Raw genomic sequence first — 25320 nt, 5'->3', positions numbered from 1 at the left:
TCCCGCATTTTGAAGTGTGAGTTTATCACATTTACGCTTGACACTTCGATGTGAGTAATTCACACTTTGCCCATCGCACATTCGGTGGAGCGCTTCAGTGTCATCGCAATCCAAGATCCTCGTCGGTCACAAAACCGCGACAGCCCTTTTGGGCGCCGTCAATGACGAGGATGGTCTTTGCCGCAAGGGAAGGACGCCCGATGACAACCGCGTGGTCGCCCTTGCTGGCAACGCACGCCATCAGGCGAAGGACCATTTGCGGGTCGGTCTCGTGCACACCGGCCCGAATGAGCGCCAGCCCTTCGCTCCACGATTCGTAGTCCAGCCAAACGTAGACCCGTTCCATGCCAGACCGGCCGAGAACGGAAGGATCGTCTGCTCGCCCCTGTCCGGCCCAAGCCGCCACCAGCGTCGCCGCCAGTATCAATGGTCGCATCCTGTCCCCCCGCGCAATCTCGGCGTCATCGAAGGTGAGCGCCTGCAGCGCGCACGAGGCTATCACGAGGATTACTCGCTGGCCAAGAATCTCGCCTCGCTGGCGGCGGTCACAGCGATCCTGTTCTGCGCCGCCGTGATCTTCGGTGCCGTCCGATGAACGTCGGCGAGCATCCTGAGGGTATGTCGGCCGAAAGGCGCGATCTGATCGAGACGCTCGAATGCCTCGGCTACGACACCATGCCCGGCGTTCAACGCGACTGGACCGACTGGCGCGACCGCCTGTCCGACGACCAGCTCGCGACGATCATCACCGGCATCGAGGGCCGGTTCGAAGACCAGGCTGCGCTTGCCCGGCAGGCAGAACTTCATTCCGCAATGGCACGTACCCAGGAGGCCAATTGTTATGCTTAGCCAAGCTGACTTTCGCTCAACGCAGACGCGCCCGATCTTTCCCGAGGATGCCGACGATGCGCATCCGCGCTGCCGCGAAATGGCCGAGGCGATGCGCGATCTGTTTTCGGTCGGCGGCGGCGTCCGGTCCAAGGATCTGATCGGCGCCGGCTTCACTTGGGCCGAGATCGTCGAGTTCAAGGATGCCGCGGCGAAACTCGCTACAGACGCCAGCGTGCGCCATTTGACCAGCCGTCCCGACCTGATGGCGGACATCATCGAGAAGGCGCGCGCGCCTCTGCCGAACCGGCCGCCGCTGCCGCGCGACACCAAGGAGACACAGGCACTGCTCGTGGCTTGGGGCCGCTATTGCACGGCACGCGCCGCCCTTGTGCTCGACCCGTGGTCCGGCCAGCGCGAGCGCTGCCTCAAGGTGCTCTCCGCCTATCTGGACCGGCTGCCGATCTTTCCGGCCAGCCGCCAAACGGTGATCAAGGCGGTCGAACAGGCGCTGCCGCAGGTGTCCCAGTGAAGCAATCGGCCAACCGCATTCCTTCAATTGTCCCGGCCTTCCGGCCTGACGGGTCGGCGTTCAACCTTGTCAGCCCGACCGCCGCCGACATCGACTTCGCCGACATGGCCAATGCGCTGTCGAAGATCGCGCGTTTCAATGGCATCTATCGCTGTGCGGCCTATTCGGTGGCGCAGCATTCGGTGATGGGCGCGGACGCCATCTTCCGCGAGACCGGCGACAGCGTGCTGGCCGGCTATTTCGTCATTCATGACGGCCACGAATATCCGTTCGGCGATGTGACGCGGCCGGCCGTCGACCTGATCCAGTACCAGGTGGCGAAACTCGCCGCCGAAGCCAAGCTCGATCGCCCGGCCTTCATAGAAAAGCTCGTCCATCGCGCGATCGGCGAGGTGAAGCGCTGCATCGATCTCGCCATCTATGAAGCCGCCAGGCTGCCCGACATCAATCGCATGCCGCTCTATGTCCGCCAGGTCAAGGACATGGACGATCGCATGCTGGTCGCCGAAGCCCATGCCCTGTTCGGGCCCAAGGCCGACCAGAAGTGCTTGCCCAAGGTGGCGTCGGCGCCAAGGCTGACCGGAGCGATCGAACCATGGGGCGCGATGAAGGCCGAGATCGCCTTCCTCGACCGGCTTGATCGCTATCTCGGCATTGTGGTGAGGGCGGCATGACCAGCGGCCGCTCCGACCTGATCGACTTGACGCTGGCGCTGCACGCCACAACCGGCAAGGCCGTGCGCGTCTCCGAAACTGGGGACGACGCCAAGGCCGTCTGGGTGCCGGTTTCCGAAATCGAGATGGTCAAGAAGCCGGGCGGCCTCGTCGTCGTCACCATGCCGGAATGGCTGGCGCTGTCGAAGGGCTTCATCTGATGAGCGAGGCCGCGATCCGCCATTGGCACGACACCGTCGAGCGCTTGCGCGCCAATGAGCCGCTGCGCCTGCTGATCGGGGAAAAACTCTATAATTCGAGCGAGATCATGCTCGCCGCGCCGTTCGCCGCCAGCCTGCGCAAGGATCTGATCGCCGACATCGAGGCACAGATCGCCGCGCTGACGCCACCAGACCCGAACGCGCCAGCCGGCCATGCGCTCATCACCCTGCCCGAAGAAAGGACTGCCTAATGGCCTTCTCACTTGGTAAGCCGACCTTGCTGGCGGCGGCGATGTTCGCCTCGGCGGCTGCACTTCAACCGATGCCAGCAATCATGCCGCAATTTTCGGCGCCGGTCAGCCAGCCCGTCAGCCGCAAGAAGCGCAAGCCGATCGCGAAGGGGACCCCGGTCATTTGGAAAGGCTCGGGCGCGAAGAATTACATGTCGCGCCGTAGTAGGCCGGCTGGATGCACGTCGACGCTGAAGAAAACGGCGAAGCTGCTCCGCCTCCAGGCGGCGGGAGGCTACTGATGGCCGGCAGCGTCAACAAGGTCATTCTGATCGGCCACCTCGGTGCCGACCCGGAAATCCGCCGGCTGAACAGCGGCGACAGCGTGGTCAATTTCCGCATCGCCACATCGGAAAGCTGGCGCGACAAGACCAGCGGCGAGCGCAAGGAAAAGACCGAGTGGCACACCGTGGTCTGCTTCAACGAGAACATCTGCAAGGTCGCCGAGCAGTATTTGAAGAAGGGCATGAAGGTCTATGTCGAGGGCCAGCTCTCGACCCGCAAATGGGAAGACCAGTCGGGCGCCGCGCGCTACTCGACAGAGGTGGTGCTGCAAAAGTTCCGCGGCGAACTGCAGATGCTCGACAAGGCCGATCATCCGGCGCGCAGCCCTGACGATTACGGCACCCAGCGCGGTGCATCGAGCCGCCAGGAGCGTGGCCCGTCTCCAGACCAGCAGTCGCCCGGCCTGCGCGAAACGCTCGACGACGAAATCCCGTTTTGAGGAGTGGACGATGCAGACGCACGTCAAGCGTAAGATCAATGGCAGAACGCTTATGGTTACAGTCGCCAAGGCCAAAGCAATGGACCGCGCGCGCAAGATCGCCGTCAGCGGCAAAGGCAATGCTGCCTACCAAAAGCAGATCCTGCAGTTGCAGTCGGAGGTCGAACGTCTCGAGAACGCGCCTCTCGCAATATTACCAGGAGCTGACGGCCGCACTCAATCGCAACGTCCGTGCGCATGAGACCATCAGGGTCTTGAGCGGCCTGCTGACCGAGGCTGACGCGCAAGTGATCGCGCGCCGGCAGCTCGACGACGACATCCCCTTCTAGCCCGCGACTGCGGGCCGGGCATCGTTGCCCGCCCCGTCCGGAGGCCAGCCTGCCGGCACCTTCGGTTCGGTCACACTCGACGGCAGGCGCGCTCGGGGTCCCCGCCAGCGAGCGAAGCGAAGCTTAAGGGCGGGGGCAGAAAAGCCCGTGAGGACACCATGAAGAAAATCCGCGATGCACAGACCATCATCGGCATGCTGGAAGGCGGCGAAGTCGCCGCGGCCATGTCGACCGAGATCACCGAGACGCTGGCCAAGCTGAAGGAGCTGTCCTGCGACCGGCCGAAAACCAAGATCAAGGGCAACGTCACCCTCAAGCTCAATCTCGAGGTCGAGGCCGGCACGGCGACCATTTCATGCGAGATCGATTCGAAGCGGCCGAAGCCGGCGCGCGGCTCTTCCTTCTATTGGGTGCTGGATGACGGCTCGCTGTCGACCGAGCATCCGCAGCAGACCGACATGTTCGGCGGCCCGCGCGCGGCCGCCGATCGCCAGCAGTCCTGAACCTCGCCCCTCAAACCCGAAGGATTACCTCTATGACCGATACTGCCGGCACTTCCGCCGAAGCACTGCTTTCTCCCTTTGGCGTCGATCTCGACACGGCAGCCAAGCTCGGCGCCAAAGCCGAAGGCGTCGAGCTGTCGACCCTTACCAACGCAGCCAGAATGGCCGGCCTGCCGGACGTCATCCCCGTCGCGCTCAAGCGCGGCGATCATCCCGGTGTCGAGGACGTGTCTGGCCTGTTCGAGAGGTACCGCCTGTACCCCAGCCGCAAGACCGGCCAGGCGATGGCGCAGACCTTCGAGGCCTTCTGCAACTTGACGGTCCGCCACCAGACCGGGCACAGCGCCATCTTCGCCAACATGGATTGGCGCAAGCCGACCCTGACGACGATCGTCGACTATCACGAGCTTGACGCAGGCCATGCCAATTTCGGCAAGCACCGGGTGCACTATGCCTTCCCGCTGTCGGAAGAATGGCAGAAATGGGTGGCCGGCGATGGCGCCAAGATGGACCAGGGCGACTTCGCCTGGTTCCTCGAGGATCGCGTCGCCGAACTGTCGTCGCCAACTGAAGACGAGAAGCTTCAGTACGAGCGCGACTTCGCCACCACGATCGCCACGCCGGCGCAGCTGGTCGAGTTGTCGCGCGGCCTGCAGGTCAATGTCGAGAGCAAGGTCAAGGCCTCGACGACACTGCAGAGCGGCGAAGGCCAGATCGCCTGGGAGGAGACGCATAACGGAGCCGACGGCAAGCCGCTGAAGGTGCCGGGCATCTTCATGCTCAACATCGCCCCGTTCTTCATGGGCGAGAAGGTGCGCATCCCGGTGCGGCTGCGCTACCGGCCAGCGGGCGGCAAGGTCGTCTGGTTCTATCAGATCTACCGGCCCGACCAGTTCATCACCCAGCATGTCCGCGACGTGCTCGGCGAGGCGCGGGAAAAGACGGGTCTGCCGACCTATGAAGGCACGCCGGAGATGGCGGCGTGAGCAAGCCCAACACCATCATCATGGCGCGGGAAGCTTTGCTTCCCGCGCTCGGCCTGGTCAGCAAGGCCGTCGAGAGGCGCACCACCATCCCGGTGCTGGCCAACGTCATGCTGGCCGTCGATGCCAAGGCGGGCACGCTGACCATCACCGGCAGCGACATGGACTGCGAGCTGCGCGCGTCGCTTGCCTGCCAGGCCGGCAAGGACGAGACTTTCACCCTGCCGGCGTCGATCCTGCACGACGCCGTGCGCAAGATGCCGGAGGGCGCGGAGATCGCGCTGCTGGCCGAGAAGGATTTCGCCACGCTGACCGCCGGCCGGTCGCGGTTCAAAATCCAGGTGCTGCCGTCGACCGATTTCCCGACGATGAGCGAGGGCACCTTCAGCCACAGTTTCGACCTGGACGCCGGCCTGTTCGAGCGCATGCTCGACACGGTCTCTTTCGCCATATCGAGCGAGGAGACGCGCTATTATCTCAACGGCATCTACTGGCATGCCGGCGAAAATTATCTGAACGCCGTCGCCACCGATGGCCACCGGCTGGCCAAGTTCACCGCGACACTGCCTGAGGGCGCCGCCGGCATGCCCGGCATCATCATCCCGCGCCGGACGGTCGGGCTGATCCGGCAGTTGTTGGGTGACAAGGGCGTGGTCAAGGTCAGCCTGTCGGACACGAAGATCCGCGTCGAGACCGGCAAGGCAGCGCTGCTGTCGAAGCTAATCGACGGCAGCTTTCCCGACTATGTCAGGGTCATCCCGACCGGCAACCAGAACCATTTCACGGTCGAGCGGGAAGCGCTCGCCAGCGCCGTCGACCGGGTCACCACAGTGTCCAGCGAGCGCGGCAGCGCGGTGAAGTTCGCCTTCGAGGCTGGCGGCAACCTGGTGCTGACCACCAACAATCCCGACGCCGGCAGCGCCAATGACGAAGTCACGATCGAGCATGGCGAAGGATCAAGCGTCGAGATCGGCTTCAACGGCCGCTACTGCCTCGACCTGCTCAACGCCAGCGAAAGCAAGCGCCTGGTGTTCAGCCTCGGCGACCCAGCCTCGCCGACGCTGATCCAGCCGGAAACCGCCGACGAGACCGGCCTGAAGCCGCTCTTCGTCCTGATGCCAATGAGGGTATAGAGATGACGGCCGAAAACCCTGCCCCAAACCCCTCGACGGGTGCGCGCACCAACCCGGACGCCGACGACTTCTGGACGCAGGCCAAAAGCACCCTCGACCAGTTCGACGCGAACGTCGGCCATCGCGTGACCGAATTGCTGGAAGCCAACAATCGCTACCAGCAGGAGGCGCGCGACGCCCGCGCGGCGCTGAAGGGCGGCTACCAGGACCGGGTCCATTCCTTCATGCTCGCCTGCTTTGGCGCGGATATCGCCGCCGACGGCATGGAACGCAACCATCGCTTCCTCGAGGAATCGCTCGAACTGGTCCAGGCGCTCGGCTGCACCGCCAGCGAGGCGCACCAGCTCGTCGACTATGTCTTCGGGCGTCCGATCGGCGAGCCTAACCAGGAGGCCGGCGGCGTCGCGGTGACGCTCGCCGCTCTCTGCAACGCCCACAAGATCGACATGGACATTGCCGGCGAGACCGAGCTGACCCGCTGCTGGTCGAAGATCGACAAGATCCGCGCCAAACAGGCGGCCAAGCCGAAGCATGGGCCGCTGCCGGAGGCTTCGGCCAATCGACTGACCGAAGGTGACATAGGGAGGCTATGGCGAGAACATGGCGGCCGCCAGCACGGGCCGCATGTTGAAACCCACTACATTACAGAGAAGGGCTTCTGGAACTTCGTATCCGCGCTGAAAACACGCATTCGCGATCGCGGGGAGGCTTAGAGGATGCTTGATCTTCCGACCTTCCGCCCGTCGCGCAAATGGTGGCCAGCCGCCCTGTTCGATGAATCGATGCCGCCCGGCCGCGTTCGCGCCGAGGACTGGCTTTCGCCGACCGTGTCCGGCGTTACCATCATCCGCAATGAAGACGACGATCCGCAAGGCGGTGTCGTCGCCACATTGGAGCCGAGCGAGGTCGTTGAATTCGTCTGGCACGAACCGCGCGGCTCCGTCGAGATCACGCTGATGCCCGACGGCACCTGGTCGCTGGACGATCCCCGCGACGACAAGACCGTCGACATGTTCCGGCCCGAGACGCTGCCGGTCCAGCCCGTCGACCTGCCGCCATCCGCCCGCATCGCCGCGTCCAACTGGTTCGCCTGGGACGAAGACTACGAAACCTGCATGGACACGATGGACGAATTCGCCAAGGCGCTCGCGGACATGTCCGCCCCGATCGCCGCCGACGGCGTGCGGATCACCGTCGACATGGGCTATTGGTCCGACCGTGTGAAGTTCCGCGTCTCGGCCGATGGCAAGACGCTGGAGGCGCTAAATGGCTGACGCTCCCAAAGACACCGGCGCTTTTGCTGAACGCGCCATTGCAGCCGCGCGCGCAGAGATGCCGCCAGACCTCTTCGAAGCGACTTTGCAACTCTATGAGCAGGGCAGGATCGAGCCGCGCCTGGTCGACGGCGAGTATGGCTGGGGCCTGGTTGATCAGGGAGGCCAGAATGGCTGACGGCACCTCGATCGAGTGGACGCAGCGGCCGGGCACCAAGGGCGCCAGTTGGAACCCGATTCGGGCGCGCAACCGCGCCACCGGCAAGGTCGGCTGGCACTGCACCCACGATTCCGAGGGCTGCCGCTTCTGCTACGCCGAAGGCTTCAACCTGCGCCTCGGCACCGGCCTGGCCTACAAGCCCGGCCATGAGCGCGACATCGAGATCTTCCTCGACGAGAAGACGCTGACCGCGCCGCTGCGCTGGAAGGCGGCGCGCACCATCTTCTGCGGCTCGATGACAGACCTGTTTGCGCCTTTTGTCAGCGACGCCGAGCTGGACGATATCTTCGCCATCGCAGCACTGTCGCCCCAGCACACATTCATCTTTCTCACCAAACGCGCGGCGCGCTTGCGCGCCTACATGGCAAATGTCGAGCGCGAAGCCCTGTGGATGAATGCGGTCGCGCACCGTCTCGAAGCCACCCCGGAGTTGATGAAGGTCTGTCATCCGATCCTCGGCCGCCGCGCGCCATGGCTGCCGCTGCCGAACGTCTGGCTGGGCGTCTCGGCCGAGGATCAGGCCTCCGCCGACAAGCGCGTGCCCGACCTTCTGGCGACGCTGGCGACGATCCGCTTCGTCTCGGCCGAGCCGCTGCTCGGACCGATCGATTTCCGCTATCTCCAGCCCGGTGATCCGCCCGTCGAAATAGACGCGTTGAACGGCACGCACGGAGTGCTGCGCCCGCATGGTGGTCGTTCAGCGCGCCTCGACTGGATCATCGTTGGCGGCGAGAGCGGCCACAACGCCCGGCCGATGCATCCGGACTGGGCCAGATCAATCCGCGACCAATGCACGGCCGCCGGCGCGCCGTTCTTCTTCAAGCAGTGGGGCGCCTGGACATCATTCTACGATCGACAGGTCGAAGATCCCGACTGGCGGCGCGTTCCGCATGTTGACGACCAGATGCGACCAGGCGCTACGCGGTTCCTCAACCTTGCCGGAGGTTGCGGCTTCCACGGCGAAAGGCTCGTAGCCGTTCGCCATGTCGGCAAAGGCGCTTCCGGCAACCTGCTCGACGGCGTCGAGCATTACCATTTTCCGAAGGTGGCTATATGAAAGCGCTCACCATCTGGCAGCCCTGGGCGACGCTGATCATCGCCGGCGTCAAGCCTTACGAGTTTCGCGGCTGGCCAGCGCCAAAAGCGCTGCGCGGCACGCGGATCGCCATTCACGCCGGCGCCCGTCCGGTGCGCAAGGCCGAGCTGGCGGACCTGATAGTCCGCCTGCGCTCCTCCGAATCGTGGTCGACGGCGTTGAAGCCGGAGGCGCTGGCCATGCTCGAGCGCTGGTATTCGAACCCCTTCGCGCTGCCCCTCGCCTCGATCCTCGGCACGGCCGTGCTCGGCGAGCCGAAGCGTTCCTTCGACATCGTTTCGGAATTCGGGGCGAAACTGAACGACAGCGATCGCGACGAACATTCCAACTGGGCTTGGCCGCTGACCGACATCGTGCCGCTGGAGCCGATCCAGCCGGCCAAGGGTTTGCAGGGTTTTTGGGACTGGAGGCCGGATTGATCGCCCTTCCCTATATCTATCGCTGGGATCGCCACGGCCGCAAGGGCCAGCTCTGTGCAGTGACGGCCCGAAGCAAGCCAGGCGCGGCCTCGTTCGCGCTGCCGGGCTTCGGGCAACCAAAGCTGGCTCGCTTCAACTCGATCCGCGTCGAGTTCGCCGACGGCTGCAAGATGGTCACCAGCGGCAACGCCATCCGCAAGGCAAAGCCATGAAGCGGGACGAGCGATTCGTACCGCGTTTCATGACAGACCAGGAGCTGCGCGCCTGGTTCGGCCTGTCCGAGCGCGCGCTCGACCGGCTGCGCGCCACGCGCCATTTTCCACGCCGCGACGAGCTTGTGAACAAGACCGATCGCCGTTCCGTCGAAGTTTTCTTTGACCGGCGCGCCGGTTTGGACTCTCCTTCCCGTGCCGGCGGCATTCCCGCCGCCGTGGACGGAGAGGAAAATTTTAATGACTGAACAGCGAAAGGACCGGCCCGGCTACAAATACCGGCCAAGGGCGGATGGCAGCCGCGCCCACTACTGGGTGCCGCAGCGGGCCTGCAAGAAGGCGCCGAAAGCGCTCGGCCCGCGGCCGATCACCGATGAAGCGATCGCCCAAGCCCTGCTTGAGCATCCGGACGTCACAAGCGTCGACGATGCCATCTCGAAAATCTGCCAGGCCTGGACCGATGAATTGCTCGCCGATCTGGAGGGCCACGGCAAGAGCCCGGAATATGACGGTTCTGTCGCCTCGGCGGTGTTGGTCTACAAGACGCATCCGCAATCGCCCTATCAGGCATTGAAGCACCCGACGCGCATCCGCGACTATGACCCGTCGCTGAGGCTCATCGTCGACACCGTCGGCAAGCGCCTGGTGCGCAACCTGGTCGGCTCGGATTTCCGTCGCTGGTTCGAGCAATGGGGTTCGAAGGGCCGCATGCGCCGTGCGCATGGCGCCATCCGTAAGCTGCGATCGGTGCTGTCCTTCGGCACGACGGAACGCCTGGCTGGCTGTTCCCAGGCGCGCGAGATCCTGTCCTTGATGGAATTCGCCACGCCGGACCCGCGCCGCGTCAAGATGGAATACAGGCATGCGCTCGCCATCTGCGCCACGGCGATCAGGCTGAAGCGCCCATCGATCGCGCTGACGCAGGCGCTGCAGTGGGACACGGCGCTGCGCCGCATCCACATCATCGGCGAATGGCTTCCCCTGGAAGTGGGCGATGCCGGCGGCATTGTGCGGGGCAACACCAAATGGCGCGGGCTGACGGTGGCCGATATCTCCGCCGACCATGTCCTGACCGTGCCCATCACCGCCAAGAACAAGGCGGCGACCGAGCACGATCTCAGCAAATGCCCTTTGGTGCAGATGGTGCTGAAGCGCATCAAGCTGCCCGCCTTCGGACCGTTGATCGTCTCGGAAGCGACCGGCCTGCCCTACCGGGAGAATTATTATGCCACCGACTGGCGCGAGGTGGCGACCGCGGCGAAGGTGCCGGCAAGCGTCTGGTCGATGGACACCCGCGCCGGCGCGATTTCGGAAGCCGAGATCGCAACCGATCTCGAATCGGCCCGCAAGATGGCCGGCCACACAACCACCAAGACGACGCAAGGCTACGTCCGCAACGGCGATCTCGACAACAACCGCAAAGTGGCCGAGGCGCGGGCCAAGCTAAGACAGTGACACGCCAGTGACACGCGTGACACGGCGCATTTTTTGGAAAGCGATTTCATCAATGATTTCAAGTGGATGGCTGGAGCGGGTAGCGGGAATCGAACCCGCATATTCAGCTTGGAAGGCTGCTGCTCTACCACTGAGCTATACCCGCGCCTTTCAGTCAAGCATCGGATACGCTCCGACGCTCGCTCTGCGTTTCAGGGCTTCCGGGCCGGCAGTGGTGGAGAGGGTTGGATTTGAACCAACGTAGGCATAGCCAACGGATTTACAGTCCGTCCCCTTTAACCACTCGGGCACCTCTCCAGTCTGCCGCCGGAGCCATGCAACGAGGCATCGACGCGTCGCGGCCGCCAAAGCAGCCCTTCCGCGAAGCGCCTTATGGCGGCAGCGCCCAAAACTGTCAACCACAACAGCCCGGCAAAAAGCGCTGAATTTCGCACCTCGCCTGACAAGCACCTTGTGCAGCTGTATCCATCGCCGGACGACACGGCTATAGAGGCCGCCATGAGCAACGATAACAAATCGAAGACCCCGAAAGATACCCACTACGCCAAGCTGCGCCGCGCGCATCGCGACGAGAAGAGCGGCGGCGCGCCGGCGTTCAGGCCACGCCAGCCGGTGCCGCCCGGGGAGAACGCGGCGGACGGGCTGGTGCGGCTTTACGGGCTGCACACGGTGCGGGCCGCACTCGACAATCCGCGCCGCAAGATCAAGAAAATGCTGGTGACGCGCAACGCTGCCGAGCGGCTGGCAATCGCCGATCTCGGCGCTTTGCCCTTCAAGGCGGAGTTGGTCGAACCCAGGGACATCGACAAGGTCACCGGCTCGGATGCCGTGCACCAGGGCGTGCTGATCGAGGCCGAGCCGCTGAAACCGAAACGCCTCGATGCGCTCGGCGACACCAGGTTGGTGCTGGTGCTCGACCAGATCACCGATCCGCACAATGTCGGCGCGATCCTGCGCTCGGCGGTGGCCTTCGGTGCCGGCGCACTGATCACCACGGCGCGCCACAGCCCGCAGGAATCCGGCGTGCTGGCGAAGTCGGCCTCCGGCGCGCTCGAGCATATCGACCAAATCGAGGTAAAGAACCTCGCCGATGCGCTCGGCCAGCTGCACGATGCCGGATTCCAGACCATCGGTCTCGATTCGGATGGACCGGCGGAGCTTGAAAAGAGTTTTTCCGGCGACAGAATAGCGCTGGTGCTCGGCGCCGAAGGCAAGGGCCTGCGCCAGAAGACGCGCGAGACGGTGACGACGCTGGCCCGGCTCGACATGCTCGGCGCCATCCGCTCGCTCAACGTGTCGAATGCGGCGGCGGTGGCGCTTTATGCGGCGAGGAAGTTTCTTTCGGCGGATTGATCGAGCGATTGGTATGTTAAAGGCGTTTTCAAACCAGGGAGAATGGCTCGCGCTTCTCGCGAGTACGATCGGCACATTAAGAACACTCACTCCGCCGGAGTTTTATGACGAGGCGAACGACCGCTACCACGCCGTGATGGATGACATATTCCAGCTTGTCCACGGCCTTGAGAATCCAGCCGATTTTGGAAAATTTCTCGACGTCAACGCCGGCCGGGAGAGTTGGTTGCCGGAGAACGCCGAAGCCCTGGCCTCCATGGACGTCACAGAGATCCATTATCGGGTCGCCAGCAACTTGGCCGATGAAAGGTGGGTTGACGGAGCTCTTAGCGAAGCGTTCGAGAACGGCACGCTTGTCCCAGCCCTTGAGCGGATAGCTGCCAATGTCGGTAAGTTCAAATTGACTGGCAGCAGCCAGCAAACTCTCTAGCCAATCTGGAAGTTCGCCATTCTTTCCAAAGCCCTGACCAGCGCCGAATGATCCTCCTTTGACCCGCCATTCGCCGCGCACGAGTTGAACAATTGCTGCGTCGTTGAAGTGTTGGGCAGGGCGACGCCGAGCGCTTTCGCGCCTTCAAGGGCGAGATTCAGGTCCTTCTGGTGGAGTTCGATGCGGAAGCCGGGCGCGAAAGTGCGCTTGATCATGCGCTCGCCATGCACTTCCAGGATGCGCGAGTTTGCGAGCCCGCCCATCAGCGCCTGCCTGACCTTGGCCGGGTCGGCGCCGGCTTTCGATGCAAAAACAAGCGCTTCGGCGACGGCCTCGATGGTCAGCGCAACGACGATCTGGTTGGCGACCTTGGTGGTCTGGCCGACGCCGTTGGGTCCGACCAGAGTGATGTTCTTGCCAAGCTTCTCGAAGATGGGCCTGGCGCGTTCGAAGGCTTTTTCCTCACCGCCAACCATGATCGTCAGCGAAGCCGCCTTGGCGCCGACCTCGCCGCCCGACACCGGCGCATCGAGATAGTCGCAGCCGAGATCATTGATCTTTTTTGCAAATGCCCTGGTCTCGATCGGCGAGATCGAGCTCATGTCGATGACCAGCTTGCCTTTGGTCAAGCCGGACGCGACGCCATTCTCGCCGAACAGCACATCGGCCACCTGCGGCGTGTCCGGAACCATGGTGATGACGATGTCGGCGGCACGCGCGACGGCATCATGGCCGGTGACGGCCTTCAGGCCCTTGGCGACGAGGTCGGCCGGCGGCTTCGAGCGGTGGTCGCTGGCGACGACTTGATAGCCGACATCAAGCAGATGCCCCGCCATCGGCGCACCCATGATGCCGAGGCCGATGAAGCCGATGGTTTCCATTGTTGTTCTCCGTCTTTTTGTTGAGGCCGCGTTCTGTCGCGCCCCCCTCTGGCCTGCCGGCCATCTCCCCCACGAGTGGGGAGATCGGCAGTTCGCGCTCCGGCCCTTAAACTTTCCCGACCTCGAAAATTGGCGAAAGCGGCGGTGACATCCAATCTCCCTCCTTGTGGGGGAGATGGCCGGCAGGCCAGAGGGGGGGCGCGCAGGAACGCGACGTGCGATCCGTAGCGTCTATGCCGCCGCACTCCCCTGCCCGGCCCCGTCCCGAAACCACCCGAGCCCGGCTTCCGTTCCGCCCTTCGGCTTGTACTCCGCCCCGACCCAGCCGGGGTACCCGATCCTGTCGATGTGCTTGTATAAAAAAGGAAAATTGATCTCGCCCGTCCCCGGCTCATGACGGCCGGGATTGTCCGCAAGCTGGATATGGGCGATGCGGTTGAGGTTTGCCTCTATGGTACGGGCGAGATCCCCCTCCATGATCTGCATGTGATAGATGTCGTATTGCAGGAACAGGTTCTTCGAGCCGACGCGGTCGATCAGCGCCAGCGCCTGGTCCGAGTAATTCAGGAAGAAGCCCGGGATATCGCGGGTGTTGATCGGCTCGATCAGCAGCCGGATGCCGGCCTGCTCCAGCTTTTCCGCCGCGAAAGCCAGATTTTCGGCGAAGACGTCTTCCAGCACGGAGCGATCGACGCCCTGCGGCGCGATGCCGGCGAGGCAATTGACCTGCTCGCAACCCAGCGCGTGCGCGTAGGTGACGACCTTGGCAATGCCTTGCCGGAACTCCGGGATGCGGTCCGGCAGGATCGCGATGCCGCGCTCGCCCTTGGCCCAGTCACCGGCAGGCAGGTTGAACAGGACCTGCGTCAACCCGTTCTGCTTCAACCTTGCCGCAACGACATCCGGCGCATGGTCATAGGGACCGATATACTCGACACCCCTAAAGCCCGCTCGGGCGGCGGCATCGAAGCGGTCGAGGAAGTCGTGCTCGCCAAAGAGCATCGAAAGATTGGCTGAAAACCGTGGCATGGCAGTAATTCCTCATAAAACAGCTAGTCGAGCATGACGATCGCCGTCGGCGCGTCTTCGTGATGCTCGGCAAGCTCCTCGAACTCGGTGATCTTGTCGATTTCGGTGCCCATCGAAACGTTGGTGACGCGCTCGAGGATGAATTCGAGCACAACCGGAACCTGGTGCTCGTTCATCAGGCGCTGCGCCTCCTCGAAGGCACCGGCGAATTCCTCCGGCTTGCGCACCCTGACGGCCTTGCAGCCCATCGCCTCGGCGACAGCGACGTGGTCGACGCCGTAGCCAGCTTCGGCATCGCCCTGTCGATTGACGTTCTCGAAGGCCAGGCTGACTTCGAAATCCATCGAAAACCCGCGCTGCGCCTGGCGGATCAGGCCGAGATAGGCATTGTTCACGACGACATGGATGTAGGGCAGTCTGTGCTGCGCGCCGGCTGCCAGTTCCTCGATCATGAACTGGAAATCATAATCGCCGGAAAGTGCGACAATGGTACGGTCCGGATCGGCGGCGCGAACGCCGAGCGCCGCCGGCAATGTCCAGCCGAGCGGCCCGGCCTGGCCGCAATTGATCCAGTTGCGCGGCTTGTAGACATGCAGGAACTGCGCCCCGGCGATCTGCGACAGGCCGATCGTGGTGACGTAGGTGGTGTCGCGGCCGAACGCCTTGTTCATCTCCTCGTAGATGCGCTGCGGCTTCAGCGGCACCTGGTCGAAATGCGTCTTGCGCTTCATCGTCTTCTTGCGCTGCCGGCATTCGCCGGCCCAGCCCGACCAGTCGCGCAATTTCCCGGCCGTCCTCCATTCGGTGGCGACGTCGAGCAGCATTTTAAGCGCCGCACCGGCGTCCGAGACGACGCCAAGGTCCGGCGCGAAGACGCGGCCGATCTGCGTCGGTTCGATATCGACGTGGATGAATTTCTTGCCCTTGGTGTAGACGTCGACCGAACCGGTGTGGCGGTTGGCCCAGCGGTTGCCGATGCCTAATACGAAATCGGCTTCGAGCATCGTCGCATTGCCGTAGCGGTGCGAGGTCTGCAGCCCGCACATGCCAGCCATCAGGCGGTGGTCGTCGGGGATCGCGCCCCAGCCCATCAGCGTCGGAATGACAGGCACGCCGGTGACTTCGGCGAATTCGATCAACAGGTCCGACGCATCGGCGTTGATGATGCCGCCACCGGCGACGATCAGCGGCTTGTCGGCCGCATTGAGCATTTTCAGGGCCTTCTCCGCCTGAGCGCGCGACATTGCCGGCTTGAACGGCACCAGCGGCTCATAAGCATCGATGTCGAACTCGATCTCAGCCAGTTGCACATCGACCGGCAGATCAACGAGAACCGGCCCCGGCCGCGACGAGCGCATCAGATGGAACGCCTTCTGCAACGCCATCGGCACCAGATAGGGTTCCATGACGGTAACAGCCCATTTGGCGACGGGCGCGGCGATGGCGGCGATGTCGACAGCCTGGAAATCCTCTTTGTTGAGGCGAGCCCGCGGCGCCTGCCCGGTGATGCAGAGGGTCGGGATGGAATCGGCAGCGGCCGAATAGAGGCCGGTGATCATGTCGGTGCCGGCGGGACCCGAAGTGCCGATGCACAGACCGATATTGCCCGATCTGGCGCGGGTAAATCCTTCGGCCATATGCGAAGCCGCCTCGACGTGCCGCGCAAGGATGTGGCGGATACTGCCCCTCGCCTTCAGCGCCGAATAAAGCGGGTTGATCGCAGCACCCGGCACGCCGAAGGCACAGGAAATGCCTTCTTTTTCGAGGACGAGAACCGCTGCGTCGACTGCGCGCATCTTGGCCATGTCAGCCTCCACGGAATTGTTGATGGCCGATGATGCCAGTGCGCCGACTATTTTTCAATTTTTTCAGAATATTTTTTCATTTCTAGAGAGCGGCTCTTGTGAATTGAATTGATTGGCCTTTCTGTTTTCCATGAATTCGCTTCGCAAATCGATGAAAAACTTTTTCATTGCTTGCTTGGGCGAACAGGGGAAGAATGGATCCATGGAAACCACCGAAAAACGCCAGCGCGGCCGGCCGCGCGCCTTCAACGGACCGTCCGAGGCCGCTTCGGTGCAGTCGCTGGACCGGGCGCTTCGCATCCTGGCAATCGTGGCCGACGGCAGTGGCCTGTCGCTGAGCGAGATCGCCGCCAGCTCCAGTCTGCCGGCATCCACCGCCTACCGCATGCTGACGACGCTGGAGAACCATGGCATGGTCGAGTTCGACGGCACCGACCAGCTGTGGTCGATCGGCGTCGAGACCTATCGCATGGGCGCGGCGTTCCTGCGCCGCCGCAAGCTGGTCGATCGCGCCCGCATCGTCATGCAGGAATTGATGGAGAAGACCGGCGAGACCGCCAATCTCGGTGTCGCCGAGGACGATTGCGTCGTCTTCGTCAGCCAGGTCGAAACACACCAGGCGATCCGCGCCTTCTTCCGGCCGGGCACGCGCAGTTCCTTCCATGCCTCGGGCATCGGTAAGGCAGTGCTGGCGCATCTCGAGCCGGAACGCGTCGCCACCATCCTGCGCCGAGCCGGCCTGGAGCGCTTCACTGAAAACACGCTGTCCGACATCTCGGCTCTCGCCCGCGACCTGGTGACGATCAAGCTGCGCGGCTGGTCGGTCGACGACGAGGAGCGGCATCCGGGTATGCGCTGCGTTGCCGCCGCCATCTTCAACGAATTCGGCGAGCCGATTGGCGGCGTTTCGGTCTCCGGGCCGACGGTGCGCGTCACGCCGGAACGGTTGGCCGAGATCGGCCCGTTGGTGCGCGATGCGGCGGCGGAGGTGACGAGGATGATCGGCGGGCTGCCGACCCCTCCCGGCCTTGGCAGCGAACCGAGCGCATGGCAGCGCTGACCAGCGCCGAATGGTGCGACATCTGCCAGGATGGCCAGAGCTAGGCCCCGGGCACCGCGCTCTTGGTCGATAGGTCGTAGAAATCAAGCAGCATCGCCAGCCCAACTCCGCAGGCGGTGAAGATGAGGCCGGCAATGAAGATGCGATTGGCGCGTTCATAAACGCGCCGTTGTAGAGACGTTATATCGAGCAGCAACCGCAGCGCTCGTATCTGCAGGGCAATGCCGATCAAAATCGGCACGACGGCGGCCAGGTGATAGATTTCCCATGGTATCGGGTTGGCGGCCCAATGCGTGATGAAGCCCAGCGAGAACGCCAGCAGGATGCCGACGGTGGTGATTGTGCCGTTGCGGAAAATCGTCTCGATCGGCTCTTCGTTCGGATCGTGCTCGCCCAAGCGCCCTCTCCCTGTTTCGGCTCGGCAGTAGATTGCTGTTCGGCTTGTAGATTAGGCTGCTGGGAAACCCCTGTACATCGGCAAGAGCCGAACGGCGGGATAAGGCAGTTTTCAGTGTTGGCGATTGGCGAAAGCCGTGCGGCAATCCAATCTCCCCCCTTGCGGGGGAGATGTCCGGCAGGACAGAGGGGGGTGCGAAGGATCGCCGACGTCGATGTTCAGCCACTCCAACTGGGAATTGGCGTAGGCTTGACTGTCATCTATTGACAAGTAGTGCGGGGCAGCACCCCCCTCTGCCCTGCCGGGCATCTCCCCCGCAAGGGGGAGATTGGCAGTTTCGTCGACGGCGCCCAATTCAAAAATGATGAGCTATGCCGACATTGGCAGTCGACCATTCGAATAGGAACTCAGACATACAGAAAAAGGGGCAATGGGTGCCCCTTCTTCCGGTTGCCTGAAACGGTCACCTCCTCTCAAAGCGGGCGGTAGTGGCTCTCAAAGGTGGCAGCGATGGCGATAACCGTCGTAGCCGACATAGGTGTCCGAGTACGGGTCGTAGCTCTGGTAGCGATTGAGGCAGCGCCGGACATGCCAGGAGCCGCCGTCTTCCTCGATATAGACGGTGCGCGGCTGGGCGAGCGCGCTGCCGAGCAGGAAGCCGCCGACACCTGCAGCAATGCCGATGCCGAGGTGCTTGTGCTTGTGATGGGCGGCAGAAGGCTGAACCGTACCAACCAGCATGGCGGCGGCGACGGTGGTGGCGACGAGGCCGGAAACGATGGTGCGCTTGAACATGACGATCTCCTTGTTGTGAGAGGCGACCCAACCGCCTCTTGACCGTCAGTCGTCGCAACAAGGAAAAAGGTTCGAAGATCTTTTTGGATTTTTTCTCGAAGGGAGAAATCGCCCGGCCTGATGCGTCAGCCGCGACCACGAACAGTCGCCGGTCGACAGTTCACCGGAACAATCGGCAGACCTCAGCCCATGCCGGTGATATGGCGAAGCCAGAAGGCGAGCGCGATGAAGCCGATGATGGTGGTGACGCCGGTCCAGTCGATATTGGCGCGCTTCAGATCCTTGACGAGCTTCACCAGGAGAACCCAGGCCACGACGACGAGCGTGAGAATGATGACAAACCTGATCATGCGACAGCCTCGCTGATGCGATTGCACCTTCGATCAATATAGGAAGCGAATTGGCCGTTTTCAGGACGCCCTGACGGCAGAACCGGCGCGGTCGCGGCAGCCGAAAACGGAGTTTTGTCTTTACTGGCGCAGCAAATATGGTAACCGGAGCGCCGTGCCCTTGTAGCTCAGCTGGTAGAGCAGCGGTTTTGTAAACCGAAGGTCGGCGGTTCGATTCCGTCCGGGGGCACCAGCAATCAACGGCTCCTTGCGAGGACTTCCCAACAGGCATCGATATCTGGTCATCCCCGATTTCCACAGGGTCTGCTCGTCTGGATCGGTGGCACATCAGTTCAAACGCATATACTCCATCGGAAACCATGGGAGTTTCCGTTGGAGCAGAAACGCACGACCGCCCCCTTCATCAACGGTATGTTTGGCGGCCTTGTCGTCTTCGCCTTCGCGCTTGGTTTCCGTTTCCTGATAAGTCCCGATCCCGATCCAGCATCAAGAGCAACGACAAGCCTTTCCGTACTGGCCTTTGCCATTTGTTTCGGTGCGGCCTTCCTTCGCGAGCATCGACGCCAGATTGCCGCCGCCAGAGAATATCTAAGCCGCCCAAGATCGTATTAGGGCGTACGTGTCGGGCTCGTCAGGTCACCAGAAACTTCCGTGAAATTGCTGGCAAAATCTGTCGCCAGACAACGAGTTAGCATCTCATATCTGGAGACGCTTAGCCCGGGCGTGACTTCGCCGTTGCAGAGCCGTCGTTTCGGCCCGCTCTCCCGGCCTCGGCCATCTCGTACCATTCGATTAAATTGCTCCTGTGTATATTAGCACTCGCTCAATTAAGCGCGCCGACAATGTCGGTGCGGCGGGCCAAAAACCAAAGGGTGTTGTCATGCGAAGCGATTTCGCTGCGGCGCGCGAGCTTTTGGAGTGCGCACAAAACCGCCTCTGCGGCGCGGATGAAACGAGCCGACGCGTCAACGAGGCCCTCGACGCGCTGATTGAAGAAATAGCCATCGCGGAATTCCGCAAGGCGCCACTGACGGTCGTGCCGTTTCCGCGAGCGCGGCCTCCAAAGCATATTCGGTAGGGCGTCGCGCCTGTGTTAACAGAACGTCGGCGCCTGTAGTCGTTGAAGCACCATGCCTTCAACCGTATAGTTGGCGGCGCTGATGCTATGAACCCACGAGCTGATCCATGTCACGCTGTGGAGATGTCTACGAGAACAAGGTGACCGGCGAATATGCTGTCATCCTGCGTGGCACGGAAGACCGCGGAGATGGGCCAGGCATCGCCCATCTGACCGCTCGGCCGGGAGCCGCAGTGGTGGGCGAGCACTTCCACCCGAACCTGACGGAACGGTTTACCGTCCTCGGCGGCCGGCTCGACGCTTGCATCGCCGGAAAGACTTTGTCTCTGGGGCCTGGCCAATCCGCCGCGATCGAAGCAGGCGTCGCACATGATTGGTGGAACAGCAGCAAAACCGAAGAAGCGCATGTCCTGGTCGAAGTCGACCGGGCACCAGGTGCGGATGATATCGACCCGAACCGTTTCGAGCTGCTGATTGGCATGCTCTTCGGCCTGGCCAATGCCGGCAAGGTGGACAAAAAAGGCAGGCCTTCGCCGCTTCAGGCAGCAGTCATCGCCAGGGAATTTGCCGACGTGATCGTCTTCACGCACCCGCCACCTGCGATTCAGCGAGTGGCGCTGGGGATCCTGGCGCCACTCGGCCATCTGCTTGGCTATCACGCGATCGACCCCGTCTACTGCAAGCCGCACGGGCACGTCACGCCGGCGCCCGAAGCCCTCGCTCGGGCAGGTCTTTCGGCTGGGTGACTGCAGTCAAACCCCAATCGCCGCCACCAATATCCTGTTCTGCCTGCGTATCGCCGTGCGCAGTTCGGCAATTCTCGCCTCCTCGCGCTTCACGAATTCGATGAACATCATGTTCATGTTGTTGAAGATGAGTTCGCCGAGCGCCGGCCCGTCGATGTCGCGGCGCACCAGGCCGAGCGCCTGCAGGCGGGCGATCAGCGCACGGATCTGCTCGGTCAGTGCCCGGTCGAGCGCGGTATAGGCCTGGCCGAACGGGCTGTCCGGCAGTTGCGTCGAGATCGCCATCGCCTGCCGCCACATCTCCTTGCTGAGATAATGCAGCGAATGTTCGATATAGATGCCGAGCAGCGTATCCAGCGCGTCGCCGACATTGGCCGGCGGGTTGGCGACGACGCCGCGCCCGGCATTGAGCACCTCGTTGACCTCCAGCGAGACGATGGCGCCGAGGATGTCGCCCTTGTTCTGGTAGTAATTGTAGATCGTGCCGACCGAGACTTCGGCCTGCGCCGCGATGGTCTCGATCTTGGCGCCTTCATAACCGGCATCGCGGAATAGGTCCGCTGCCGCCTCGATGATGCGGCGGTGCCGATCCGCCTTCTGCCTTGCCCGCAATCCGCTCATAGCGGCTGTTTGCCACAAAAACAGAATTGACTCAATTTTAGAATTGGTTCAATTTTTTGCCACAAGCCAAAAAGGCAAGGGAGAACACTCGATGTCCATCAATCCAAAGACCCCCAATCCAACTACCAGGAATACGATTTCGGTTCTGAAGAGCCATCTCCACAGCGCATGTGCCGCGGCGGCACTGCTGCTGGCGACGGGCAGCCTCGCTCAGGCGCAGGACCTCAACGCGCTGATCTGGTGCGATCACGCCGATCCGGCGCTGTTGCAGCCTTTCGAGGAGGCCAACGGCGTCAGGGTCAATGTCAAGGAGTTCGAAGGCACCGGCGCTGGCCTGGCGATCGTCGAACAATCGCAGCCCGGCGATTGGGACGTGATGGTGATCGACAGCATCGACATACCGCGCGGCGTCGAAAAAGGCCTGTTCGAGCCACTGCCGGAAGACAAGCTGCCGCTGGCCGACCTGTTTCCGCAGGTGAAGATGGATAGCTCCACCGTGGTCGACGGCAAGCGCTACGGCATCACCGAAAAGTTCGGCTACAACACGATCGGCTACAACAAGACCAAAGTCGACCCGGCCGACATGCAGTCGATGGCGGCGCTGACCGGCGATAAATACAAAGGCAAGATCGCCATCTACGACTATTACCTGCCGGTCATCGGCATGGCCGCCCTGGCGATCGGCAAGAAGACGGCGGAACTGACCGAAGCCGACCTTCCCGCCATCAAGGAACAGCTGCTCAAAATGAAGGCCAATGCCAAGCTGGTCGGCGAAGTGACCGCCAGCCAGACAGCGCTGGCGACCGGCGAGGTCGACATACTGGTCGGAGGTGGCGAATGGGTGACGGCGGGGCTGGCCAAGGAAAACCCGGCGCTCGACTTCTCGATCCCGAAGGAAGGCGCCGTGCTGTGGTCGCAGTCGCTGGCAATGTTCAAGGATTCCAAGAACAAGAACCTGGCACTTAAATTCATCCAGTACATTATGAGCCCCGAAGGCCAGGCGCGGCTCGCCACCTCGTCCTGCTATTGGGGCATGCCGGCCAACACCAAAGCGGCGCTGAGCGACGAGCAGAAGAAGATCCTGCGCTTCGACGAGCAGCCGGAGTTCCTTGCCCGCGCCCAGTCCTATCCGGCGCCGAACGCCGATCTCGACAAGAAGATGCAGGACGTCTGGACCGAAATGCTGCAGGCGCAATGACCGGCTGCCGGTCGTGAACTTTTCCAGCAAGGGCGGGCGTGCCCTGCCCTGGGCGCTGGTCACGCCGGCGCTCGGCTGGACGCTGCTGTTCTTCGTGCTGCCCTTCGTCGCCATGGCGGTATCCAGCCTGACGGCGCATGAAGGCGGCGGCTTCACGCTATCCAACTACAGCCAGTTTTTTGCCAATCCATCCTACTGGCAGGCGATGGTGAATTCGCTGCAGGTCACGGCCATCGTCACCGTGATCTCGGTGCTGCTTGCCTATCCCTTCGCCTGGATCCTGGCCGAGCAGGTGCCGGAGCGCTGGCAGCGGCTGGCGCTGATGCTGGCGGTGCTGCCGTTCTGGACCTCCTATGTCGTGCGTTCCTATTCGTGGCTGCTGGTGCTGGCGCAGAACGGCGTCGTCAACCGCGCGTTGACCGGCTCCGGGCTGTTCAGCGAACCGCTGCAGCTTGCCAATACGCGGCTAGCGACCGTCACCGGCTTCGTGCATTTCTTCGTCATGCTGTTGACGCTGACGATCTTCGCCAATCTGAAGCAGCTCAGCCCCAGCTACCGCAAGGCCGCAGCCGACCTCGGCGCCGGGCCGATCCGGACATTCCTGCATGTCGTTCTGCCGCTGACGCTGCCTGGCATCATGGTCGGCGCCTTCCTCACCTTTGTGCTGTGCATCGGCGACTACATCACACCGCAGATCCTCGGCGGCAACAATGAGCTGTTGATGCCGCAGCTCGTCATGATGCAGATCGGCCGGCGCGGCGACTTTCCGCTCGCCTCGGCGCTGTCGATCATCCTGATGGCGGTCGTCACCATCGCCTATCTCGCCTGCGCCCGCTGGCTGAAGATCGAGCGGGCTTGACCATGCGCGCTCTCATCCGCCTCGTCTCCGGCCTTTACGCCATCGCCATCTACGGCTTCATCTTCCTGCCGGTGGTTGTGCTGATACTGTTTTCGCTGCAGGCGACGTCGTTTCCGATCCCGCCCTTCACCGGGCCGTCGCTGCGCTGGTACGAGGCCGTGCTCGCCGATACGCGGCTCACCTCGGCGCTGGTCAACTCGCTGCTGGTTGCCGTCCTCTCTTCGGCTGTCGCCGTCACGCTCGGCTTTCTCTCGGCCTGGGGTTTTGCACGCTTCGCCTTGCCGGGCTCGGGCCTGATGCGTGGACTGATCACGCTGCCACTGACCGTCAGCTATCTCATCATCGGCATGGGGCTGCTGGTGCTGTTCAACTGGGCCGGCGTGCCGAAGTCGCTTCTTGCCGCCGGCATCGGCCATGTCGTGATCAACCTGCCGCTGTGCTTTGCCATCGTCTACAGTCAGATGGGCGACCACCAGATCAATATCGAGCGCGCCGCGCGCGACCTCGGCGCGCCCGAATGGAAGGTGCTGCTGCTGATCACCGTGCCTGTGATGGCGCCGGCGATCTTCGCCGGTTTCTTCCTGTCGATGACCTTCTCCTGGGACGAATTCGTCATCTCGTTCCTGTTGACGCGCTTCGACACGACGCTGCCTGTCGAGATCTGGAACCTGCTGCGCTCCGGTCTCAATCCCAAGACCAACGCCGTCGGCTCGCTGGTCTTCGCCGTCTCCATCGTGTTGGTGGTATTGTTCGAACTGATGCTGTTGCGGAGGAAGCCGGCATGACGGCGCCACTGGTCGATATAAGCTCTGTCTCGCATCGCTTCGGCCAGCACACGGTGCTGAAGAACGTCTCGCTGACGATCGAGCCGGGCAGCTACACGATCCTGCTTGGGCCGTCCGGCTCCGGCAAGACGACGCTTTTGTCCATTCTCGGCGGCTTCGTCATGCCGAGCGAAGGCAAGGTGCTGATCCGCGGCGAGGACTGCACCGCAGTACCACCGGCGAAGCGGCCGACGACGACCGTGTTCCAGGACTATGCGCTGTTCCCACATATGAGCGTCGGCAGCAATGTCGGCTTCGGCCTGCGCATGCAGGGTGTCAATGGCGCAACCCGGGCAGCAAGGGCGCGCGAGGCGCTGGCGCTGGTTGGCCTCGCCACCGCCTTCGACAAGAAGCCGCACCAGCTTTCCGGCGGGCAGCGGCAGCGCGTGGCACTGGCGCGCGCCCTGGTGGTCGAGCCGGCGGTGCTCCTGCTCGACGAGCCGCTCGGTGCGCTCGACCTCAAATTGCGCCGGCAGATGCAGGACGAGTTGAAGGCGATCCAGAAGCGTGTCGGCACCGCCTTCATCCACGTCACCCACGACCAGGAAGAGGCGATGGCGCTGGCCGACCATTGCGTGGTGATGAATGACGGGCGCATCGAGGATGAAGGGCCACCAGAGCGCGTCTATGCACGGCCGGCGACGCGCTTTTCCGCGACCTTCATGGGCGAAAGCACGCTGATTTCCGGAACAGTGACCGAGGCGAAGAGCGGCAAAATCACCGTCACCACGAAGCTTGGGTCGCTCTCGCTGGCTGGCACATTGCCGGCCGGCTCGACGGTTGCGCTGGCCGTCCGGCCTGAGCATCTTGTCCTCGGCGCTGCCAGCGGCCCTGTAGCGCTTGGCATGGCCAAGGTCAGCGACGTCGTCTTCCAAGGTAGCTTCAAGCGCGTGCTGGGAACCTCCACGACCGACCCGGCGTTGCACTTCATCGCCAAGGTCCCCTCCGCATCGGCCGTCCAGCCGGGCGACGTTGTCGCCGTATCGTGCGATGCTGGCGACGTCATCCTGCTTGCGGACTGA

At 63.0% G+C, this 25320-nt stretch carries 37 protein-coding genes and 3 tRNA genes; 31 read left to right on the top strand and 9 right to left on the bottom strand.

Features of this window, described 5'->3' with window-relative positions:
• Nucleotides 1–97: 97 nt before the first annotated feature.
• The 20 genes from NKH43_RS21550 to NKH43_RS21455 all read left to right on the top strand — a co-directional run bounded on the left by NKH43_RS21550 (nt 98) and on the right by NKH43_RS21455 (nt 10872).
• A complete protein-coding gene (locus NKH43_RS21550) occupies nt 98–595 on the top strand; it encodes a hypothetical protein (protein ID WP_352828839.1) in 498 nt (165 codons plus the stop codon).
• Nucleotides 592–849 carry a hypothetical protein gene (locus NKH43_RS21545; RefSeq protein WP_352828841.1) on the top strand — a complete coding sequence of 86 codons (258 nt, stop codon included), beginning with the start codon at nt 592–594 and terminating at the stop codon, nt 847–849. Before NKH43_RS21550 ends, NKH43_RS21545 begins: the two co-directional genes overlap by 4 nt.
• Nucleotides 842–1360 (top strand): hypothetical protein, encoded by a 519-nt coding sequence (locus NKH43_RS21540; RefSeq protein WP_352859745.1) that lies wholly within the window; start codon nt 842–844, stop codon nt 1358–1360. Before NKH43_RS21545 ends, NKH43_RS21540 begins: the two co-directional genes overlap by 8 nt.
• Nucleotides 1357–2034 (top strand): hypothetical protein, encoded by a 678-nt coding sequence (locus NKH43_RS21535; protein ID WP_352828844.1) that lies wholly within the window; start codon nt 1357–1359, stop codon nt 2032–2034. Before NKH43_RS21540 ends, NKH43_RS21535 begins: the two co-directional genes overlap by 4 nt.
• Complete coding sequence (locus NKH43_RS21530; protein ID WP_352859743.1) at nt 2031–2234, top strand: hypothetical protein; 204 nt, start codon at nt 2031–2033, stop codon at nt 2232–2234. Before NKH43_RS21535 ends, NKH43_RS21530 begins: the two co-directional genes overlap by 4 nt.
• A complete protein-coding gene (locus tag NKH43_RS21525; protein WP_352859741.1) occupies nt 2234–2485 on the top strand; it encodes a hypothetical protein in 252 nt (83 codons plus the stop codon). Before NKH43_RS21530 ends, NKH43_RS21525 begins: the two co-directional genes overlap by 1 nt.
• Nucleotides 2485–2766: a hypothetical protein gene (locus NKH43_RS21520; RefSeq protein ID WP_352859739.1), complete on the top strand. Its 282-nt coding sequence runs from the start codon at nt 2485–2487 to the stop codon at nt 2764–2766. Before NKH43_RS21525 ends, NKH43_RS21520 begins: the two co-directional genes overlap by 1 nt.
• Nucleotides 2766–3248 (top strand): single-stranded DNA-binding protein, encoded by a 483-nt coding sequence (gene ssb, locus NKH43_RS21515; protein ID WP_352859737.1) that lies wholly within the window; start codon nt 2766–2768, stop codon nt 3246–3248. The genes NKH43_RS21520 and ssb overlap by 1 nt, the downstream gene beginning before the upstream one ends.
• 10 nt (nt 3249–3258) lie before the next feature.
• Nucleotides 3259–3489 (top strand): hypothetical protein, encoded by a 231-nt coding sequence (locus tag NKH43_RS21510; protein ID WP_352859735.1) that lies wholly within the window; start codon nt 3259–3261, stop codon nt 3487–3489.
• Between the two features lie 246 nt (nt 3490–3735).
• Entirely contained in the window at nt 3736–4080 is a 345-nt protein-coding gene (locus NKH43_RS21505; RefSeq protein WP_352859734.1) for a YfdP family phage-associated protein, read from the top strand.
• A gap of 32 nt (nt 4081–4112) precedes the next feature.
• Nucleotides 4113–5066, top strand: coding sequence for a DUF2303 family protein (locus tag NKH43_RS21500; protein ID WP_352859733.1), 954 nt, complete (start codon nt 4113–4115; stop codon nt 5064–5066).
• A complete protein-coding gene (dnaN, locus tag NKH43_RS21495) occupies nt 5063–6196 on the top strand; it encodes a DNA polymerase III subunit beta (protein ID WP_352859731.1) in 1134 nt (377 codons plus the stop codon). Before NKH43_RS21500 ends, dnaN begins: the two co-directional genes overlap by 4 nt.
• Before the next feature lie 2 nt (nt 6197–6198).
• Nucleotides 6199–6909, top strand: a complete 711-nt coding sequence (locus NKH43_RS21490) for a hypothetical protein (protein WP_352859730.1) — start codon at nt 6199–6201, stop codon at nt 6907–6909.
• A 3-nt stretch (nt 6910–6912) separates the two neighbouring features.
• Entirely contained in the window at nt 6913–7470 is a 558-nt protein-coding gene (locus NKH43_RS21485) for a hypothetical protein (protein WP_352859728.1), read from the top strand.
• Nucleotides 7463–7648 carry a hypothetical protein gene (locus tag NKH43_RS21480; RefSeq protein WP_352859726.1) on the top strand — a complete coding sequence of 62 codons (186 nt, stop codon included), beginning with the start codon at nt 7463–7465 and terminating at the stop codon, nt 7646–7648. The genes NKH43_RS21485 and NKH43_RS21480 overlap by 8 nt, the downstream gene beginning before the upstream one ends.
• Complete coding sequence (locus NKH43_RS21475) at nt 7641–8747, top strand: DUF5131 family protein (protein WP_352859724.1); 1107 nt, start codon at nt 7641–7643, stop codon at nt 8745–8747. Before NKH43_RS21480 ends, NKH43_RS21475 begins: the two co-directional genes overlap by 8 nt.
• Complete coding sequence (locus NKH43_RS21470; protein ID WP_352859723.1) at nt 8744–9205, top strand: ASCH domain-containing protein; 462 nt, start codon at nt 8744–8746, stop codon at nt 9203–9205. Before NKH43_RS21475 ends, NKH43_RS21470 begins: the two co-directional genes overlap by 4 nt.
• Nucleotides 9202–9417 (top strand): hypothetical protein, encoded by a 216-nt coding sequence (locus NKH43_RS21465; RefSeq protein WP_352859721.1) that lies wholly within the window; start codon nt 9202–9204, stop codon nt 9415–9417. Before NKH43_RS21470 ends, NKH43_RS21465 begins: the two co-directional genes overlap by 4 nt.
• Nucleotides 9414–9665 carry a hypothetical protein gene (locus tag NKH43_RS21460; protein WP_352859719.1) on the top strand — a complete coding sequence of 84 codons (252 nt, stop codon included), beginning with the start codon at nt 9414–9416 and terminating at the stop codon, nt 9663–9665. Before NKH43_RS21465 ends, NKH43_RS21460 begins: the two co-directional genes overlap by 4 nt.
• Nucleotides 9658–10872: a hypothetical protein gene (locus tag NKH43_RS21455; protein WP_352859718.1), complete on the top strand. Its 1215-nt coding sequence runs from the start codon at nt 9658–9660 to the stop codon at nt 10870–10872. The genes NKH43_RS21460 and NKH43_RS21455 overlap by 8 nt, the downstream gene beginning before the upstream one ends.
• 71 nt (nt 10873–10943) lie before the next feature.
• Here NKH43_RS21455 and NKH43_RS21450 read toward each other — a convergent pair.
• Together NKH43_RS21450 and NKH43_RS21445 are read right to left on the bottom strand one after the other, a co-directional pair.
• Nucleotides 10944–11017: transfer RNA gene (locus NKH43_RS21450), tRNA-Gly, on the bottom strand.
• 67 nt (nt 11018–11084) lie between these two features.
• A tRNA-Tyr gene (locus tag NKH43_RS21445) sits at nt 11085–11169 on the bottom strand.
• Nucleotides 11170–11370: 201 nt separating this feature from the next.
• Between NKH43_RS21445 and NKH43_RS21440 the strand changes: the two genes are divergently transcribed.
• A complete protein-coding gene (locus tag NKH43_RS21440) occupies nt 11371–12225 on the top strand; it encodes a TrmH family RNA methyltransferase (protein WP_352859716.1) in 855 nt (284 codons plus the stop codon).
• Between the two features lie 13 nt (nt 12226–12238).
• Nucleotides 12239–12655, top strand: a complete 417-nt coding sequence (locus NKH43_RS21435) for a DUF6508 domain-containing protein (protein WP_352587600.1) — start codon at nt 12239–12241, stop codon at nt 12653–12655.
• Here the strand turns inward: NKH43_RS21435 and NKH43_RS21430 are convergent.
• The 3 genes from NKH43_RS21430 to gcl all read right to left on the bottom strand — a co-directional run bounded on the left by NKH43_RS21430 (nt 12652) and on the right by gcl (nt 16370).
• Entirely contained in the window at nt 12652–13536 is an 885-nt protein-coding gene (locus tag NKH43_RS21430) for a 2-hydroxy-3-oxopropionate reductase (protein WP_352817983.1), read from the bottom strand. The genes NKH43_RS21435 and NKH43_RS21430 overlap by 4 nt on opposite strands.
• A 231-nt stretch (nt 13537–13767) precedes the next feature.
• Nucleotides 13768–14565 carry a hydroxypyruvate isomerase gene (gene hyi / locus NKH43_RS21425; RefSeq protein ID WP_352484572.1) on the bottom strand — a complete coding sequence of 266 codons (798 nt, stop codon included), beginning with the start codon at nt 14563–14565 and terminating at the stop codon, nt 13768–13770.
• Nucleotides 14566–14588: 23 nt separating this feature from the next.
• Nucleotides 14589–16370, bottom strand: a complete 1782-nt coding sequence (gcl, locus tag NKH43_RS21420) for a glyoxylate carboligase (RefSeq protein WP_352859714.1) — start codon at nt 16368–16370, stop codon at nt 14589–14591.
• A gap of 202 nt (nt 16371–16572) precedes the next feature.
• Between gcl and bhcR the strand changes: the two genes are divergently transcribed.
• Nucleotides 16573–17430 carry an HTH-type transcriptional regulator BhcR gene (bhcR, locus tag NKH43_RS21415; protein ID WP_352484570.1) on the top strand — a complete coding sequence of 286 codons (858 nt, stop codon included), beginning with the start codon at nt 16573–16575 and terminating at the stop codon, nt 17428–17430.
• A 40-nt stretch (nt 17431–17470) separates the two neighbouring features.
• Here the strand turns inward: bhcR and NKH43_RS21410 are convergent, their stop codons facing one another.
• The 3 genes from NKH43_RS21410 to NKH43_RS21400 all read right to left on the bottom strand — a co-directional run bounded on the left by NKH43_RS21410 (nt 17471) and on the right by NKH43_RS21400 (nt 18972).
• Nucleotides 17471–17827 carry a hypothetical protein gene (locus NKH43_RS21410; protein WP_352484569.1) on the bottom strand — a complete coding sequence of 119 codons (357 nt, stop codon included), beginning with the start codon at nt 17825–17827 and terminating at the stop codon, nt 17471–17473.
• 495 nt (nt 17828–18322) lie between these two features.
• A complete protein-coding gene (locus NKH43_RS21405; protein ID WP_352859712.1) occupies nt 18323–18622 on the bottom strand; it encodes a BA14K family protein in 300 nt (99 codons plus the stop codon).
• A gap of 182 nt (nt 18623–18804) precedes the next feature.
• Nucleotides 18805–18972, bottom strand: coding sequence for a hypothetical protein (locus NKH43_RS21400; protein WP_352859710.1), 168 nt, complete (start codon nt 18970–18972; stop codon nt 18805–18807).
• A gap of 156 nt (nt 18973–19128) precedes the next feature.
• Between NKH43_RS21400 and NKH43_RS21395 the strand changes: the two genes are divergently transcribed.
• From NKH43_RS21395 to NKH43_RS21380, 4 genes are all read left to right on the top strand, one after another.
• Nucleotides 19129–19204: transfer RNA gene (locus tag NKH43_RS21395), tRNA-Thr, on the top strand.
• A gap of 140 nt (nt 19205–19344) precedes the next feature.
• Nucleotides 19345–19584 carry a hypothetical protein gene (locus tag NKH43_RS21390; protein WP_352859709.1) on the top strand — a complete coding sequence of 80 codons (240 nt, stop codon included), beginning with the start codon at nt 19345–19347 and terminating at the stop codon, nt 19582–19584.
• 268 nt (nt 19585–19852) lie between these two features.
• Nucleotides 19853–20050, top strand: a complete 198-nt coding sequence (locus tag NKH43_RS21385; protein WP_352496180.1) for a hypothetical protein — start codon at nt 19853–19855, stop codon at nt 20048–20050.
• Between the two features lie 107 nt (nt 20051–20157).
• A complete protein-coding gene (locus NKH43_RS21380; protein ID WP_352496181.1) occupies nt 20158–20796 on the top strand; it encodes a cupin domain-containing protein in 639 nt (212 codons plus the stop codon).
• A 6-nt stretch (nt 20797–20802) separates the two neighbouring features.
• Here the strand turns inward: NKH43_RS21380 and NKH43_RS21375 are convergent, their stop codons facing one another.
• A complete protein-coding gene (locus NKH43_RS21375) occupies nt 20803–21417 on the bottom strand; it encodes a TetR/AcrR family transcriptional regulator (protein WP_352587612.1) in 615 nt (204 codons plus the stop codon).
• A 91-nt stretch (nt 21418–21508) separates the two neighbouring features.
• Between NKH43_RS21375 and NKH43_RS21370 the strand changes: the two genes are divergently transcribed.
• Genes NKH43_RS21370 through NKH43_RS21355 form a run of 4 tightly spaced genes read left to right on the top strand, consistent with a single transcriptional unit; the run spans nt 21509 to nt 25320 of the window.
• Nucleotides 21509–22615, top strand: a complete 1107-nt coding sequence (locus tag NKH43_RS21370) for a polyamine ABC transporter substrate-binding protein (protein ID WP_352643518.1) — start codon at nt 21509–21511, stop codon at nt 22613–22615.
• A gap of 13 nt (nt 22616–22628) precedes the next feature.
• The gene (locus tag NKH43_RS21365) at nt 22629–23474 is read left to right on the top strand and encodes an ABC transporter permease (protein ID WP_352859706.1); all 846 of its coding nucleotides are present in this window, start codon (nt 22629–22631) and stop codon (nt 23472–23474) included.
• Between the two features lie 2 nt (nt 23475–23476).
• Nucleotides 23477–24259: an ABC transporter permease gene (locus NKH43_RS21360; protein WP_023717499.1), complete on the top strand. Its 783-nt coding sequence runs from the start codon at nt 23477–23479 to the stop codon at nt 24257–24259.
• Nucleotides 24256–25320 carry an ABC transporter ATP-binding protein gene (locus tag NKH43_RS21355; protein WP_023717498.1) on the top strand — a complete coding sequence of 355 codons (1065 nt, stop codon included), beginning with the start codon at nt 24256–24258 and terminating at the stop codon, nt 25318–25320. Before NKH43_RS21360 ends, NKH43_RS21355 begins: the two co-directional genes overlap by 4 nt.

The organism is Mesorhizobium sp. M1163 (assembly GCF_040318415.1).
In the GTDB taxonomy this organism is placed as follows: Bacteria; Pseudomonadota; Alphaproteobacteria; order Rhizobiales; family Rhizobiaceae; genus Mesorhizobium.
Note: the sequence above shows the minus strand (reverse complement) of the source record. Positions and strands in the feature narration are given on the sequence as shown.

Excerpts from the sequence above, each read along its gene's own strand:
- NKH43_RS21385 (WP_352496180.1), top strand. The coding sequence starts at position 19,853 with ATGCGAAGCGATTTCGCTGCGGCGCGCGAGCTTTTGGAGTGCGCACAA.
- NKH43_RS21360 (WP_023717499.1), top strand. The coding sequence starts at position 23,477 with ATGCGCGCTCTCATCCGCCTCGTCTCCGGCCTTTACGCCATCGCCATC.
- ssb (WP_352859737.1), top strand. The coding sequence starts at position 2,766 with ATGGCCGGCAGCGTCAACAAGGTCATTCTGATCGGCCACCTCGGTGCC.
- NKH43_RS21520 (WP_352859739.1), top strand. The coding sequence starts at position 2,485 with ATGGCCTTCTCACTTGGTAAGCCGACCTTGCTGGCGGCGGCGATGTTC.
- NKH43_RS21440 (WP_352859716.1), top strand. The coding sequence starts at position 11,371 with ATGAGCAACGATAACAAATCGAAGACCCCGAAAGATACCCACTACGCC.
- NKH43_RS21525 (WP_352859741.1), top strand. The coding sequence starts at position 2,234 with ATGAGCGAGGCCGCGATCCGCCATTGGCACGACACCGTCGAGCGCTTG.
- NKH43_RS21545 (WP_352828841.1), top strand. The coding sequence starts at position 592 with ATGAACGTCGGCGAGCATCCTGAGGGTATGTCGGCCGAAAGGCGCGAT.
- NKH43_RS21480 (WP_352859726.1), top strand. The coding sequence starts at position 7,463 with ATGGCTGACGCTCCCAAAGACACCGGCGCTTTTGCTGAACGCGCCATT.
- NKH43_RS21370 (WP_352643518.1), top strand. The coding sequence starts at position 21,509 with ATGTCCATCAATCCAAAGACCCCCAATCCAACTACCAGGAATACGATT.
- NKH43_RS21505 (WP_352859734.1), top strand. The coding sequence starts at position 3,736 with ATGAAGAAAATCCGCGATGCACAGACCATCATCGGCATGCTGGAAGGC.
- NKH43_RS21380 (WP_352496181.1), top strand. The coding sequence starts at position 20,158 with ATGTCACGCTGTGGAGATGTCTACGAGAACAAGGTGACCGGCGAATAT.
- NKH43_RS21500 (WP_352859733.1), top strand. The coding sequence starts at position 4,113 with ATGACCGATACTGCCGGCACTTCCGCCGAAGCACTGCTTTCTCCCTTT.
- NKH43_RS21435 (WP_352587600.1), top strand. The coding sequence starts at position 12,239 with ATGTTAAAGGCGTTTTCAAACCAGGGAGAATGGCTCGCGCTTCTCGCG.
- NKH43_RS21355 (WP_023717498.1), top strand. The coding sequence starts at position 24,256 with ATGACGGCGCCACTGGTCGATATAAGCTCTGTCTCGCATCGCTTCGGC.
- NKH43_RS21405 (WP_352859712.1), bottom strand. The coding sequence starts at position 18,622 with ATGTTCAAGCGCACCATCGTTTCCGGCCTCGTCGCCACCACCGTCGCC.
- NKH43_RS21460 (WP_352859719.1), top strand. The coding sequence starts at position 9,414 with ATGAAGCGGGACGAGCGATTCGTACCGCGTTTCATGACAGACCAGGAG.
- gcl (WP_352859714.1), bottom strand. The coding sequence starts at position 16,370 with ATGGCCAAGATGCGCGCAGTCGACGCAGCGGTTCTCGTCCTCGAAAAA.
- NKH43_RS21510 (WP_352859735.1), top strand. The coding sequence starts at position 3,259 with ATGCAGACGCACGTCAAGCGTAAGATCAATGGCAGAACGCTTATGGTT.
- hyi (WP_352484572.1), bottom strand. The coding sequence starts at position 14,565 with ATGCCACGGTTTTCAGCCAATCTTTCGATGCTCTTTGGCGAGCACGAC.
- NKH43_RS21540 (WP_352859745.1), top strand. The coding sequence starts at position 842 with ATGCTTAGCCAAGCTGACTTTCGCTCAACGCAGACGCGCCCGATCTTT.
- bhcR (WP_352484570.1), top strand. The coding sequence starts at position 16,573 with ATGGAAACCACCGAAAAACGCCAGCGCGGCCGGCCGCGCGCCTTCAAC.
- NKH43_RS21455 (WP_352859718.1), top strand. The coding sequence starts at position 9,658 with ATGACTGAACAGCGAAAGGACCGGCCCGGCTACAAATACCGGCCAAGG.
- NKH43_RS21375 (WP_352587612.1), bottom strand. The coding sequence starts at position 21,417 with ATGAGCGGATTGCGGGCAAGGCAGAAGGCGGATCGGCACCGCCGCATC.
- NKH43_RS21485 (WP_352859728.1), top strand. The coding sequence starts at position 6,913 with ATGCTTGATCTTCCGACCTTCCGCCCGTCGCGCAAATGGTGGCCAGCC.
- NKH43_RS21490 (WP_352859730.1), top strand. The coding sequence starts at position 6,199 with ATGACGGCCGAAAACCCTGCCCCAAACCCCTCGACGGGTGCGCGCACC.
- NKH43_RS21530 (WP_352859743.1), top strand. The coding sequence starts at position 2,031 with ATGACCAGCGGCCGCTCCGACCTGATCGACTTGACGCTGGCGCTGCAC.
- NKH43_RS21430 (WP_352817983.1), bottom strand. The coding sequence starts at position 13,536 with ATGGAAACCATCGGCTTCATCGGCCTCGGCATCATGGGTGCGCCGATG.
- NKH43_RS21475 (WP_352859724.1), top strand. The coding sequence starts at position 7,641 with ATGGCTGACGGCACCTCGATCGAGTGGACGCAGCGGCCGGGCACCAAG.
- NKH43_RS21470 (WP_352859723.1), top strand. The coding sequence starts at position 8,744 with ATGAAAGCGCTCACCATCTGGCAGCCCTGGGCGACGCTGATCATCGCC.
- NKH43_RS21400 (WP_352859710.1), bottom strand. The coding sequence starts at position 18,972 with ATGATCAGGTTTGTCATCATTCTCACGCTCGTCGTCGTGGCCTGGGTT.